Below are 13272 nucleotides of genomic sequence, written 5' to 3' on the forward strand. Positions count from 1 at the left end.
TAGCAAGGAGGGGGTGCGAGGGGGGGGGGCACAAGACGGGCACCCCCCCCCGCCCCCAACGAAGGCTCCGGCCCTTTCCCCCCCCCCCCCCCAAAAGGGCCGTGTTTCGTGGTTAGAGGCTCCGCCCAAAGGCCCCCCCGGGGGCGCCCCTTTCCCCCGAGATCGGTTGTCGAGGGAAGCTTTCCAGCCTCGAATGAGGCACGCTGATCGGGTGACGTGGGCCACGTTTGAGGTCGGGTAGGTTCTGGCGCGATGCTGCGGTGGATGTGGCCGCTGCCCCGGCGCCGATGGCCGGTCGCGGTGGCGGTGATGGTGTGCGCGATGGTGGCCGGGTGCGTGATGGCGCGCTTCGGCGGTGTCGCCGTGGGCGTGCTCGCCTTCGTGGTGGCGGTGCTGGAGGTGCTCGCGGTGTTCTGCGCCCGCTCGTGGCTGCGGTCCCGAAAGCAGGCCAGAGAGGCCGAAGCCCACCGCGACCGCACCGACGAACTGATCACCATGTGACGCCTATCCGCGCGCCCCGGAAGGCGGACGCCCTTCCCGCAAGGCCAGCCACCCGCTTTCTAGGACCGGCCCACCTCTTCCACCCGCGTGCCCCCGGCCAAGCCAGCGCCGCGCTAACCCGCTATCTAGATACCAAGTAGGAACAACCGAACTCGACAACCAGGGTCACTGGGCGGGCTGGGGTTCCTCTTCGGTGGGGTTGAGCCAGGTCATCCGCCAGTCGGGCATCTCGACGTAGCGGCGCAGTTCGGCGATGCCGCTGAGCCAGCCCAGCCAGCCCGCGTACGGCGGGTTGTCCTTGTCGAAGCCGCTGGCCATGATCGTCAGCCGGGTCTTGCCGTCGGACTCGGCGAGCTCCCAGCTGTTGACGCCGTAACCCGGGCCGAAGTCCAGGGTCAAGGCGCGGTTCGGCTCCAGCTCGACGATCTTCGCCGGGGACGGGTTGTTCTCGAAGCCGCCCATGGCCCAGCGGCCGCCGACATACGGTTCGAGGTCGATCGGGTAGCCGAACCACTCGGCGAACTTGGCGGGGTCCATGAGGGCGTCGTAGATCTTCTCCGCCGACGCGGCGATGACGACTTCGGCCTTGAGGTCGGCGGAGGTCAGGTCGCCCCTGGGGGTCAGCGGCCTGCCTTCGATGTGCTCGACCAGGTTGGCGATCGCCGCCGCCCAGAACGTGCCGAGCACCGCGAGCACGCCGCCACCGCCCGACGCGGCCACGCCCCAGCCCGGGAAGTGGCTCTGCGTGACGGTCAGCACCGTCGTGTCCGCCGACTCCTCGGCGAGGGTGAACTCGACCGTGGTCTCTTCACCGCCGACCCGCCAGGCGAAGACGACCTCGGTGTCGGTCATGGTCAGCGGCCGCTGGCGCGGCTCGGCGCCCTCGGGGATCGACGGGCCCCAGAAGGCGAACCGGTCCGGCAGGTCGACCTCGGCGTGCTCGGACAGCCAGGCCCGCAGCTCCCCCGCCTCGGTCAGCGCCGCGCGCACTCGGGAGACGGGCGCGTCCAGGCGGGCGCTCATGGTCAACGGCTCACTCATCTGTCTTCTCCTTCGGATAACAGGCCACCACCAGGGCGAAGGCGTCGCCCTCCGCGCCCCCGTAGCGGCTGAACAGGTCTTGCAACGTGCTCTTGAGGTCTTCGAGGAACTCCGGCCTGCGTTCGGGCGGCACCCGAATCGCGCCGGACACCCCCAGCGACGGCAGGTCCGGCGCCGTGCGGTCCAGGCCCGCGATGTCCTGTTGGACCTCCTCCACGAGGTCCAACAGGTAGCCCAGCCCGCGCTTGTCGTCGCGCAGGCGCGCCCCGACGCTCCCGACGAGCCGGGGCGAGAGCCAGTACGACCGGGCCGTGGCCTGGTAGACGCCCTCGTTGATCCCACGCACCTTGCGCTCGGACACCAGGGTGACCACACCGGCCTCGACCAGCTTCTTGACGTGGTAGTAGACCCGCTGCGGGGTCTGGTCGAGCCTGCTCGCGACCTCCGTGCACGACCGGGGCTCAGCCAGTTGCCGCAGCACCTCCACGCGCTGCGGCTTGAGCAGGGCCTCGGCCTGCTCGATGTGCTCCAGGTACAGGACGTCTCTCATCGCAAAAATGAGTTTGTACGTAAAAATCCTCTTTGTCAATAGGTGCGCGGCGACCACAGTGGACGCGATCAGCAGGGGTGACGCGGCCGACGGCACGGCCCCGACCAGCGCGGATACGCCATCGGGTGTTCAGGCCCGGGTCACGGGGCGGACGGCCGCCTGTGGCAATATTCGTGCGTGTGACCACGCTACGGATCGCCGTGCCCAACAAGGGGTCGCTCAGCGTCCCCTCCGAACAGCTCCTCACCGCTGCCGGGTACCGGGTCCATCGCGGCAACCGCGAGCTGATGATCGATGACGCGCGCAACGACGTGCAGTTCTTCTTCCTGCGCCCGCGCGACATCGCCCTCTACGTCGGCTCCGGCACCCTCGACGCGGGCCTGACCGGCCGCGACCTGCTTCTCGACGCCGACACCGGCGCCGAGGAGATCCTCGCCCTGGGCTACTCCGAGTCGACGTTCCGCTTCGCCGCGCGCCCGGGCGCCATCGCCGACCTGCGCGACCTCGACGGCCGCCGGGTCGCCACCAGCTACCCCGGCCTGGTCGAGAAGCACCTGGCCGAGCACGGGGTGCAGGTCAAGCTCGTCCGGCTGGAGGGCGCGGTCGAGACCTCGGTGCAGCTCGGCATCGCCGACGCGGTGGCCGATGTGGTCGAGACCGGCACCAGCCTGCGCAACTCCGGCCTCGCGGTGTTCGGCGAGCCGATCCTGCGGTCCGAGGCGGTGCTGATCCGCAGGCCCGCCGCCGAGCTGACCGAGGAGTCGCTGGCCGCGATCGAGCGGCTGCGCAGGCGGCTCAAGGGCGTGCTGATCGCCCGGCAGTACGTGATGATCGACTACGACTGCCCGGTCGAGGTGCAGCAGGCGGCGTGCGCGCTCACCCCCGGCATCGAGTCGCCGACCGTCTCACCGCTGGCCCGCGAGGGCTGGGTGGCCGTCCGGTCGCTGGTTCCGCGCGAGCGCGCCCCGTTCGTGATGGACGAGCTGTGGGAGGTCGGCGCCCGCGCGATCCTGGTGACCCCGCTGGAGTCCAGCCGCCTCTGACCGACGCGGGTCCCATCTCCCTGGCGAAGGTGGGACCCGCGCTGTCGGTCATGGGCGCGGGCCGATTTCCGCGCCCGTCTCGTCGGTGACGGTGATCGCCGACGCCGGACAGGTGTCGGCCAGGTCCACGACGCCGTCGTCAGGCGCGATGTCGGCGCGCACGGGCTCCGAGTGCCGCCCGGCGAGCCGGAAGACGTCCGGGCGGGAACCGGCGCAGACTCCCGAGCCCAGGCAGGCTGCGGCGTCGACCCGGACTGTCCAGCTCACCACGCCACCGGCATGGTCCGGGGACCGCGGACGATCATCTGCGTCTTCCACACCGGCTCCCCCGCCTCGCGCAGGCCGGGCAGGCGGCTGGTGAGCGCCAACAGCGCCTCTTGCAGCTCAAGCCGGGCCAAGGGCGCGCCGAGACAGTGGTGCACCCCGTGGCCGAAGCCTAGGTGGGCGGTGTCCGGGCGGTCGAACCGCACCTCAGCGGCGTCGGGGAAGCGGCTCTCGTCGCGGTTCGCCGAGCCGATGGCCGCCATTACCGGCTCCCCCGCGCGCACCAGCACGCCGCCGACCTCGACGTCCTCGGTGGCGTAGCGGGCGAATCCGGCCCCGGCGCCGAGCGGGACGAACCGCATCAGCTCCTCGACCGCGGCCGGGACGCGGTCCGGGTCGTCGTGCAGGCCCTGGTACAGCGGCGGCCTGGCCAGCAGCACGTGCGCGAAGTTCGGGATCTGCGTCGCGGTGGTCTCGTGCCCGGCCACCAGCACGGCGACGCACAGGTCGATCAGCTCCGCCTCGGACAGCCGGTCGCCGTCCTCGGCCCGGGCCGCGATCAGGGCGCTCATCAGGTCATCGGCCGGTTCCGCGCGCCGCGCCGCGACGAGATCGGCCATGTAAGCCCGTAGTTCGCCGTCCATCCGGACGAACTCCTCCGCTGTCAGCGAGGACATCGACAGCAGCGCGTCGCTCCACACCCGGAACCGGGACCGGTCCTCGGCGGGCACGCCCAGCAGTTCGCAGATGACCTGCACCGGCAGCGGCAGAGCGAACGCCTCGACCAGGTCGGCGGGCGGCCCGGCGGAGATCATGTCGTCGATGAGCCGGTTCGCGATCTCGCGCACCCAGGGCCGCAGCTTCTCGACCCGGCGCGCGGTGAAGGCGCCCGCCACCAGGACCCGCAGGCGGGTGTGGTCGGGCGGGTCCATCGCCAGGATGCCGCCCGGCCTGCGGTAGGGCTGGTTGCGCGGCTCGTCGCGTTCGGCCGCCATCGCCCGGCTGAACCGCCGGTCGCCCAGCACGAACCGCACGTCCTCGTAGCGGGTGGCCAGCCAGGCTGGCTCGCCGAAGGGCAGTTGGACGCGCAGCATCCCCCGCGCCGCGCGCGCCTCGGCGTAGGCGGGATCGATGTCGAGCCCTTCACTCAGGTTGAACGGGTACTGGCGTAGTCGTTCGTCCGCGGCGGTCATCGGGGTCCCCTCAGCGTTGTAAGCACTTGCTTACAAGCTACGGGCAGCACAGCGGAGCGTCAATGACCGCGTGCGGGCGGTGACGCCGCGCCCATCAGAGTCGCCACCGCGTCCAGGACAAGCGCGCTCGCCGCGTCCGGGTCGGCCTTGGCCAGCGCGCTGTCCGTGCGCAGCTGCCTGCTCAGGGCGAGGCCGAGCAGCCACGCGCACACGAGTTCGGCCCGCAGTTCGGCGTCCGAGCGCGTGGTCCGCGCCGTCAGCGCCGCCCGCAGCGGCTCGGCGACCTCGCGGTCGAGCACCTCGGCCGCGCCGCCGTCCTGCGGGCCGCTGAGCGCGAGCAGCAGCAGGTTCCCGCTCGCGCCGCCGGGCTCCTGCGCCAGCGTCTCGCGCACCAGCGTGGCCAGCAGCCGCTCCGGCGGGGTCTCGGCGAGCAGCGCGCGGCCCGGCGCGGTCAGCACGGCGCCGAGCAGCGCCTCCTTGGAGCCGAAGTACCGGAACACCAGCGCCTGGTTGACCTCGGCCAGCGCCGCGATGTCGCGCACCGACGTGCGGTCGAACCCTCGGGTGGTGAACAGCTCGGTTGCCGCGGCCAGCAGCGCCTCCTTGGTCGCCGCGGCGTCGCGCTTGCGTGTGGTTCCGTTCTCGGACATCGGTCCCCGTTCCGTCGCTTCCGATCAAGGCGTCACCCCCGGCCCCGCGCGCGGGCAGGCCGGGCAGGATGGCCGGGTGAAGTGGACCCGCGCAGTGCATCACCTGGAAACCCTCGCCAGCACCTGTGCCGACATGGCCACGCGGCCGGTATCGATCTTCCCCCTGCGGGTGGGCGAGTTGTGGGCGGCCGGGGAAATCCTCGGCCCGATCGCCGACATCGAGCTGATCACCGTCGCCCTGACGGTCGACCTGCCCGCCGAAGCGGTGCCGTGGCGCACCGAACCCTCGGGCGCGCGGCACTGGGCCAACGCGGCGCGGCTGGCGCAGAGCCCGGTCCGGCCGTTCTGGCGCTCGGCGCACGCGCCGGTGTGGAACCACGAACTGCACCGGCCGGTGCTGATCTGGTCCGCGGCCGACGGCGTGCGGACCGAAGTGCTCACCGCGATCGCCGACGGCGGCGGGGAGTCGGCGCGTCCGGCCGCGCCCACGCCGGAGGACCTGCGCGACCGGGTCGCCGACGAACTCGCGATCAGCCTGCGCGCCCTGCGCGAACGCAGCGCGGAGTACGAGGAGCGGCGGTGGAAACCCGGCAAACTGGAGCCGGTGGCGGACTCGTTGTGGCAGGTGGGCGCGGGTTACCTGGATCTGCTGGACGCCGCGAACGAGACGGCGGGCAACACTTTCCGGTGACCCGACGGTTGAAAACCGGCATTGGGTGGTAACTCCGGCTGGTCCCCCGACCGGACGCGGAAAGCAGGGCACCGTGATCGAGACCGACCCGAACCCCATCTACACGGCATTGAGCGAGGAGCACGGGGTCGCCCCCGTGCCCGACAAGGAGCAGGAGACCGAAACCGCGGAGTAGTAGATCCGGGCTGGACAGGGCACGCCCAGTCCAGCGGGCGGATCGGCGCAGGGGCAAGACCTCTCGGGCTGACCGGCGGTGCGCCCAGCACGCGAGTCAGCGGGCTTGGAACACGGCCACCGCCTCGCGCACGGCCGGATGCGCCATCAGCTCGGCCACGGTCAGCGGCAGGGGCAGGCGCCAGTTCGGGTACTCGTCCACCGTGCCGGGCAGGTTCGGCTGGCGAAGCTCGCCGATCAGGTCCTGCGGGGCGGCGAAGACCAGGGCGCACGGCGTCCGGGCGAGCAGCGCGTGCAGGGCGGCGACGATCTCCGGCTCCGAGGCGTCCGCGGCCACCAGGCCCTCGTCCACGAGCAGGCCCACGATCGCGGCCCGCTCGTCGGCCGCTGTGCGGTATTCGGCGTCCGGGTCGGCCAGCAGGCCGAGTTCGGCGCGGGCGCGGACGTGCTCGCCCGCCAGAAACCCGGGCGCGGTCGGCAGATCATGGGTCGACACGCTCGCCGCGGCCTGGGCGGGCCACTGGGCGGGCGGCAGCGGGCGGCCGTCGTCGTCGCGCTGGAACCAGGCGACCGCGCAGCTCAGGACGCCGCGCTCCTGCAACGCGTCGGTGACCTGCTTGGGCACGGTGCCCAGGTCCTCGCCGATCACCGCCGCCCCGGCGCGGTGCGCCTCCAGCGCCAGCACGCCGAGCATCGCCTCGGCGTCGTAGCGCACGTAGGTCCCCCGGTCCGGTGTCTCGCCCGGCGGGATCCACCAGAGCCGCCACAGCCCGGCCACGTGGTCGACGCGGATGCCGTCGCCGTGCGCGAGGACGGCGCGGATCATGTCGCGGAACGGCAGGTACCCGTGCTCGGCCAGCCGGTCGGGGCGGAACGGGGGCAGCGCCCAGTCCTGGCCGCGCGGGCTGAACGCGTCCGGGGGCGCGCCGACGGTCACCGAGGAGGCCAGCACGTCGCGCAGCGACCAGGCGTCCGCGCCGCCGGGGTCGACGCCGACCGGCAGGTCGTGGATGACGCCGACGGCCATGCCCGCGGCGGCCTGGCGCACGGCGGCGAGCTGGTCGGCGCACTGGAGCTGGTACCAGGCGTGCAGCGCGACCCGCTCGGCGAGGTCCGCGCGGGCCTGGGCGACCGCAGGCGCGCCCGGGTGCCGCAGCGTCTCGGGCCAGGTCCGCCAGTCCGCGCCGTGCCGCTCGGCCAGGGCGGTGAAGGTGGCGAAGTCGAGCAGCGCCGGGTCGAGTCCGGCGAGGTCGGGCAGCCGGGGCCGGAGCAGGTCGACCGCGGCGGTCTTGGCGCGCCACACGGCGTCGTGGTCGATGCGGTCGCCAGCGTCCGGGCGCAGCGCCAGCACCTGGCGCCGGGTGTCCTCGTCGGCGGCGCGGAACGCGTCGGTCTCGGTGACGGCCAGGTGCAGCGGGTTGAGGAAGCGCCTGCTGGAGGGCGAGTAGGGCGACTTCTGCACCGGGTGAGTCGTGGCCACGGCGGCGACCGGGCTGACCAGGACGGCGCCCGCGTCGTCGCGGGCCGCGGCGGCGGCGAACTCGCGCAGGTCCGCGTAGTCGCCGATGCCCCACGACCCGGGCGTGCGCAGCGCGTAGAGCTGGGTCATCCACCCCCAGGTGCGCGGGACGGGCGGCAGCGTGGCCGGGGTGACCGCCAGCGTGCTCTCACGGCCGTCGACCCGCAGCCGGTGCCAGCCCAGCGGCAGGTCGGGCAACGCGCCGTCGACCGCGACGACACCGCCGCCTTCCAGCACGACCTCGCCGACGCCGACCGGCGCCCGTTCGCCCTGCCGGACGACGGACGGCACGCTCGCGGCGCTGGGAACCCGCCGCAGCGACTCCCGCACCGCGTCCGGGCTGTCGGCCGGAACGCCGAGCTGGCCCAGCACGGCCACGACGACCGCCGGGTCGACCTCGACGCGGTCGCGGTCGCCGTTCTCGTAGGCGACGGCCACGCCGTGCGCGGCGGCCAATTCGGCCAGTCGATCGTCCACAAGGGAGCCTTTCGCCGGAAGGAAGATCCAGCCCCATTCAACCCGAGCGCGGCCCGGCTGTGGGAACGGCCGTTTCGTCCCGGTCCCGGTGGGCATCCCCGGTGCGAGCGCCAGACGAGCACGGGAGTGACACATGCCCGACCAGAGCACCCGCCAGGACCCGCGCACGCAGTACCCGGGGCCGGTCCAGGACGGCGAGACCATCGAGCACCCCGGCCCGACCGGGCAGATGGATACCGAACCCGACCACGGCGAGAACACCTACCGGGGCAGCGGCAGGCTCACCGACGCCGCCACGGTGATCACCGGCGGCGACTCCGGGATCGGCCGCGCGGTCGCGCTGGCCTTCGCCCGCGAGGGCGCCGACGTGCTGATCACCTGCCTGCCGGAGGAGGAGCAGGACGCCCGCGACACCGCCGCTCTGGTCACCGACGCGGGCAGGCGGGCCGAGATCGTGGTCGCCGACCTGACCGACGAGGCGGAGTGCGCCCGCGTGGTGGACCAGGCCGTCGCCGCGTTCGGCCGGATCGACGTGCTGGTCAGCAACGCGGCCTACCAGATGTCCCGCGACGGCGGCCTCGCCGAGATCGACAACGAGCAGTTCGACCGGGTGCTCAAGACCAACGTCTACGCCCTGTTCTGGCTGTGCAAGGCGGCGCTGCCGCACCTGTCGGCTGGCGCGTCGATCATCACGACGTCCTCGATCCAGGGGTTCCAGCCCTCGCCGCACCTGCTGGACTACGCCACGTCCAAGGCCGCGATCGTCAACTTCACCAAGGGCTTGGCCCTCGACCTGGCCGAGCGCGGCATCCGGGTCAACTCGGTGGCCCCCGGCCCGGTGTGGACGCCGCTGATCCCGGCCACCATGCCGCCGGACAAGGTCAAGTCCTTCGGCGCGCAGGCCCCGCTTGGCCGGGCCGCGCAGCCCGCCGAACTGGCTCCCGCGTACGTCTTCCTCGCTTCCCAGGAGTCGAGCTACGTCACCGGGGAGATCATCGCGGTCACCGGCGGCTCCCCGATCACCTGAGCGGACGCCTGCCTCAGGTCTCGGCGGCCTCAGGTCTCGGCGGTGCGGGCGATGTTGCGGGCCATCAGGCCGAAGACGATGTCGTGGGCGGGTTTCTGGGCGAGCCAGTAGAGCCTGCCCGGCAGGCCGTCCGGGACGAAGGTGACGGTCTGCTCGTAGTCGCACTCGCCGGGGCGGCCGTTGTCGACCGCGCGCAGCGCCAGCCAGGCCCGGCCGGGCAGGCGCAGGTCGGCGCGCAGCAGCAGCACGTGCTCGGCGTCGCCGCGCTCGACCACCGTCCAGGAGTCCACGACGTCGCCCGGACTCAGGTGCGCCGGTCTGCCCCGGTGCAGGCCGATCCCGCCCACCAAGTGGTCCAGCGCGCCGCGCAGCGTCCAGGCGCCGGGGATGGTGTGCCAGCCGCGGTCGCCGCCGATGTCGGCGATGACCCGCCACAGGATGGCCGCGGTGGTCCGGACCCGCAGGACGCGCCGGTCGCGGACCAGGCCGGGGGCCCGCTCCGGCGGCCGGGCTGGCGCGGTGTCGCCGTCGACCGCGGCGCGCAGCGCCCGGTCGACGCTGGTGGCGCCGCCGGGGGGCGGGGGCAGCACGGTGGCCGGGTCGGGCACCAGGTCGTGGCGCATCGACTCCAGCAGGGCGCGGGCCAGCGGCGCGGGCAGTGGACCCACCGCGGCGACCAGCGCCGGGCCGCCGGGCAGCGTGGCCACCGGCAGCGGCAGCCGCCAGGGCAGGCCCGCGACCCGGGCGTAGCGCTGGAGCAGGTCCAGGTAGGTCATGGTGTCCGGGCCCGCCACGTCGACGGCCCCGTTGACGCGGTCGTCGCGGTTCGCGGCGGCACGCAGGTGGTGCAGGACGTCGCCGACCGCGACCGGCCTGCTGCGGTTGGCCATCCAGGACGGCCGAGGCACCACCGGCGCGCGCGCCGCCCAGCCCAGCAGCTCGAAGGACGCCGAGCCGCGCCCAATGATCATCGACGCGCGCAGCACCCATGCCGGGGTGGGCGCGTCGAGGAAGACGTCGCCGACCTCGGCGCGGGAGGCGAGGTGGTCGGACAGGTCGGCGTCGCGGGGCCGGGGGCCGCCGAGGTAGACGATCTGCCGGACGCCCGCCGCGGCGGACGCGGCCGCGACCGCGCGCGCGATGCGCTCATCGACTCGCATGAAGTCCTTGTCCGACAACGAATGCACAAGGTGGTAGACGATGTCCACATCGGACACAGCGGCGGCGAGGGCGGCGGCGTCGCGGACGTCGGCGCGGATGGCGCGCGCTCCCTCGGGGACCGCGGCCAGCGACCGGCCCATGGCCCGGACCTGGTGCCCGTCGGCGAGCAGCGCCGTCACCAGTTGGGTTCCGATGTAGCCGCCCGCGCCGAGGACCAGACAGGTTGGCACGTGGTTCTCCCCGTGGGTCGCTGGAATGCGTCCGGCAGGCCCACTATCGCAGCGCGCGGACGTTCCCGCGCGCCGCGCTCACGCGCCCTGACGCGGCCGCAGCACGGTGGCCGGGTCGGCGCCCGGGGTGGCGAGCCAGCGGCGGAAGCCGTCGGGGTCGCGGCGTTCGAGTTCGTCCAGGCAGCGCTGGCGGTCGCGCAGGATCGCGGCGGCCTCGGCGGGGGTCGCGGCGGCGCGCAGGGCGTCGAGGCCCGCGTTCCAGCGGGCGCACAGGTCCGCGGTGCTGAGCCCGCCCGGGCCGAGCAGCGGGACCGCGGCGACGGCGAGGGTGGCCAGCAGCGCGAAGGCGACCCACTCCAGCACGGTCACCAGGCCGGCGGTGGCGATCAGGCCGACGGCGAACGCGGCGATGGTCCGCGTGCGACCCGGGGCGGCCCGGCTGTCGTCGGCGAGGGCCGCGGACGCGGCCAAGCCGAGGCAGACCGAGGTCATGGCGAGGAAGAACAGCGTCCACGAGCGCAGCAGCGCCACTCCCGCGCTGACACCCGCGAACGCGACGGCGCCCGCGGTCGCGGTCCAGGCGAGCCGATACCACCTTCGGAGCACGTCATCCCTCCTCGCGTCGAGTGAGGTCGCCCACTGGGAGAACCAGCCGTGGCAGAACTACCACTCTCACGGCTGGTCAAACGCGGCGGCACCAAGGCCATGTTGCGACTGTGCGAACTTCCGGCGACGCCTCGCCCACATTGTTGCCTTGGGGCAAATATGACCTATGCTGCGGAAGACCCCTCTTGAATCCCGCGCCACCTATTCGGAACCGAGGCCGCCATGGCTGCTCCCACCCGACTGCCCGCCGCCTCGCTCCCCGAGACACCCGCGCCGCCCACCCAGCGGACGAGCGTGGTGGTGGAGCGGGTGAGCCGCTGGGCGACCGTGGCCACCCTGCGCGGCGAGATCGACCTGCGCACGGCTCCCGAGGCGGGCCACACCCTGCGCGCCGCGCTGCGCACCCCAGACCTGCTGGCCCTGGTGCTCGACCTGTCCGAAGTGGACTTCCTGGCCGCCGCGGGCATCGGCGTTCTGCTCGACCTGCGCGACAGCGCCGAGGCCAGCGCGGTCGACCTGCGCGTGGTCGCCACCGGCCGCCCGGTGCTGCGCCCGCTGGAGGTCACCGGCCTGCGCGAGGCTTTCCACCTGCACGCCGACCGCGCCGACGCGCTGCGGCCCTACCAGGCTTAGGTGTGCTGGCGGGTGCGTTTGTGGGATTTCGGGGTGGCGCGGCGGACCGGTCGTGCGGTGGCTCGGTCGAGATGGGCCAGCGAGCTAGGACTTGGCGGACTCGGCCAGGTCGCGGTACGGGGTGCGGAAGCCGTCGCGCAGTAGGACGAGCACGTCGGCGCGGTTGCGCAGGGCGATGACCACGGCGAGGGCGAGGTAGATCCCGGACAGGATCAGCAGTTCGATCCCCTTGGCCGCCGCGGGCAGCAGCGCGGCGAGCGCGAACTGGGCCACGAACAGGCTCAGCAGCACCAGCGCGCCCCGCACGGTGATGGACAGGCCCAGCAGCAGGGTCACCGCGAACAGCGACTGCGCGGCGGTGAGCAGCAGCTCCGAGCGCTGCGCGGTGTCGATCGGCAGACCGGCGGGCGCGGTCGCGGCGATGGCGAACACGACCGGCAGCGTGCCCACCAGCAGCGTCCACTGGTTCACCTTGGACGAGACGAGGGTCGCCAGCGCGTCGGTGGTCTTGAGCCGCCACGCGTAGAGGCAGGCCACCAGCAGTTCCGGCGCCTCCGACGCCAGCGGAGCCACCCACTGCACCAGGAAGAACTGGCTGATGCCCAGCTCGGTGCCGGTGTCGACGAGGGCGTGCGCGAATTTCTCGGCGACCAGCAGGATCACCGCGGCCGCGAAGGCGAACAGCGCGGCGCAGGACAGCCTGCGCCGCATGCGGGACTGGTTGCCGATCCAGGCCGCGGTCCCGGCCAGGTCCGGCTCGCCCGCCGGGGCCTTGGCGATCCGCACGCTGTAGAGGACGAACACGCCCACCAGCACGGCCGTGTCCACGAAGGTGATGCTCTGCCGCAGCGGCAGGGTGAGCGAGTACAGGGTGGCCACAGTCAGGAACGCCAGCGGCACGGCGTCGGTGCGGTGCAGCCGCACCTCGGTTTTCGACGGCGAGCGCATCCGCCGGGTGGAGCCGCGCGCGACGCGGTCGCGGTGCGCGCGCCACGCGGCCAAGAGCACGACCAGAGCCCAGCCGACGCCGACCAGGATCCGGTTGGCTCCGGTCATGTTGGCCAGCGCGAGCCCGCAGGCGGACTGCGTCCCCGCCGCGGCGTCGGGCGGCACGCAGGCGGGCCCGTGCTCGGCGTAGGCCTGGCCGCCCTCGATGGCGAAGACGAAGTCGACCGCGTACTCGGGCAGGACCGCGATCAGCGCGAGCAGCGAGATGGCCAGTCCGGCGGAGATGTCGATCTGAATGGCCTCGGCCACCCAGGACAGCACGAAGGCGGCGCCGATGACCGCGAGGCCGAACAGCGCCGCGGCCAGCGGCGACGGCGGGTGGGTTCCGGTGGCGCCGAGGTAGATCCCGGGGACGGTGGCCGCGACGGCCAGCCAGAACGGAACCGGGGGGGGGGGGGGGGGGGGGGGGGGGGGGGGGGGGGGGGGGGGGGGGGGGGGGGGGGGGGGGGGGGGGGGGGGGGGGTGGGTGGGGGGAGGGGGGGGGGGGGGAGGTCAAGGCGCCCC

14 protein-coding genes are annotated in these 13272 nt (G+C 73.5%); 5 read left to right on the plus strand and 9 right to left on the minus strand.

The annotated features are described in order from the left end of the window. The first annotated feature begins 252 nt into the window (after positions 1 to 252). The gene (locus ACZ6SD_RS32050; RefSeq protein ID WP_465320770.1) at positions 253 to 501 is read left to right on the plus strand and encodes a hypothetical protein; all 249 of its coding nucleotides are present in this window, start codon (positions 253 to 255) and stop codon (positions 499 to 501) included. Between the two features lie 165 nt (positions 502 to 666). Here the strand turns inward: ACZ6SD_RS32050 and ACZ6SD_RS32055 are convergent, their stop codons facing one another. Next, positions 667 to 1542: an SRPBCC domain-containing protein gene (locus tag ACZ6SD_RS32055; protein WP_465320771.1), complete on the minus strand. Its 876-nt coding sequence runs from the start codon at positions 1540 to 1542 to the stop codon at positions 667 to 669. Continuing rightward, a complete protein-coding gene (locus tag ACZ6SD_RS32060; RefSeq protein ID WP_465320772.1) occupies positions 1535 to 2092 on the minus strand; it encodes an ArsR/SmtB family transcription factor in 558 nt (185 codons plus the stop codon). The genes ACZ6SD_RS32055 and ACZ6SD_RS32060 overlap by 8 nt, the downstream gene beginning before the upstream one ends. A gap of 179 nt (positions 2093 to 2271) precedes the next feature. On the opposite strand from ACZ6SD_RS32060, the gene hisG reads away from it, so the two are divergent. Next, positions 2272 to 3135 (plus strand): ATP phosphoribosyltransferase, encoded by an 864-nt coding sequence (gene hisG, locus ACZ6SD_RS32065; RefSeq protein WP_465320773.1) that lies wholly within the window; start codon positions 2272 to 2274, stop codon positions 3133 to 3135. A gap of 48 nt (positions 3136 to 3183) precedes the next feature. Here hisG and ACZ6SD_RS32070 read toward each other — a convergent pair whose 3' ends face one another. Genes ACZ6SD_RS32070 through ACZ6SD_RS32080 form a run of 3 tightly spaced genes read right to left on the minus strand, consistent with a single transcriptional unit; the run spans position 3184 to position 5242 of the window. After that, complete coding sequence (locus ACZ6SD_RS32070) at positions 3184 to 3402, minus strand: ferredoxin (RefSeq protein WP_465320774.1); 219 nt, start codon at positions 3400 to 3402, stop codon at positions 3184 to 3186. Further along, positions 3399 to 4592, minus strand: coding sequence for a cytochrome P450 (locus tag ACZ6SD_RS32075; protein ID WP_465320775.1), 1194 nt, complete (start codon positions 4590 to 4592; stop codon positions 3399 to 3401). The genes ACZ6SD_RS32070 and ACZ6SD_RS32075 overlap by 4 nt, the downstream gene beginning before the upstream one ends. A 59-nt stretch (positions 4593 to 4651) precedes the next feature. Beyond that, complete coding sequence (locus tag ACZ6SD_RS32080; RefSeq protein ID WP_465320776.1) at positions 4652 to 5242, minus strand: TetR/AcrR family transcriptional regulator; 591 nt, start codon at positions 5240 to 5242, stop codon at positions 4652 to 4654. 76 nt (positions 5243 to 5318) lie between these two features. Here ACZ6SD_RS32080 and ACZ6SD_RS32085 point away from each other — a divergent pair, with 76 nt between their 5' ends. Further along, on the plus strand, positions 5319 to 5933 hold the full coding sequence (locus ACZ6SD_RS32085) for a DUF7711 family protein (protein WP_465320777.1): 615 nt from the start codon (positions 5319 to 5321) through the stop codon (positions 5931 to 5933). A 271-nt stretch (positions 5934 to 6204) separates the two neighbouring features. On the opposite strand, the gene malQ is transcribed toward ACZ6SD_RS32085, so the two are convergent. After that, on the minus strand, positions 6205 to 8103 hold the full coding sequence (gene malQ / locus ACZ6SD_RS32090; protein ID WP_465320778.1) for a 4-alpha-glucanotransferase: 1899 nt from the start codon (positions 8101 to 8103) through the stop codon (positions 6205 to 6207). A 133-nt stretch (positions 8104 to 8236) separates the two neighbouring features. Here malQ and ACZ6SD_RS32095 point away from each other — a divergent pair, with 133 nt between their 5' ends. Next, a complete protein-coding gene (locus ACZ6SD_RS32095) occupies positions 8237 to 9130 on the plus strand; it encodes an SDR family oxidoreductase (RefSeq protein WP_465320779.1) in 894 nt (297 codons plus the stop codon). Between the two features lie 29 nt (positions 9131 to 9159). Here the strand turns inward: ACZ6SD_RS32095 and ACZ6SD_RS32100 are convergent, their stop codons facing one another. Then, positions 9160 to 10521: a DUF2867 domain-containing protein gene (locus ACZ6SD_RS32100; protein ID WP_465320780.1), complete on the minus strand. Its 1362-nt coding sequence runs from the start codon at positions 10519 to 10521 to the stop codon at positions 9160 to 9162. Positions 10522 to 10599: 78 nt separating this feature from the next. Further along, positions 10600 to 11127 carry a hypothetical protein gene (locus ACZ6SD_RS32105; RefSeq protein ID WP_465320781.1) on the minus strand — a complete coding sequence of 176 codons (528 nt, stop codon included), beginning with the start codon at positions 11125 to 11127 and terminating at the stop codon, positions 10600 to 10602. Between the two features lie 222 nt (positions 11128 to 11349). Between ACZ6SD_RS32105 and ACZ6SD_RS32110 the strand changes: the two genes are divergently transcribed. Next, positions 11350 to 11760, plus strand: a complete 411-nt coding sequence (locus tag ACZ6SD_RS32110; RefSeq protein WP_465320782.1) for an STAS domain-containing protein — start codon at positions 11350 to 11352, stop codon at positions 11758 to 11760. Between the two features lie 84 nt (positions 11761 to 11844). On the opposite strand, the gene ACZ6SD_RS32115 is transcribed toward ACZ6SD_RS32110, so the two are convergent. Then, positions 11845 to 13140 (minus strand): sodium:proton exchanger, encoded by a 1296-nt coding sequence (locus ACZ6SD_RS32115; RefSeq protein ID WP_465320783.1) that lies wholly within the window; start codon positions 13138 to 13140, stop codon positions 11845 to 11847. Between the last annotated feature and the right edge of the window lie 132 nt (positions 13141 to 13272).

The organism is Actinokineospora sp. NPDC051303, from assembly GCF_055586285.1.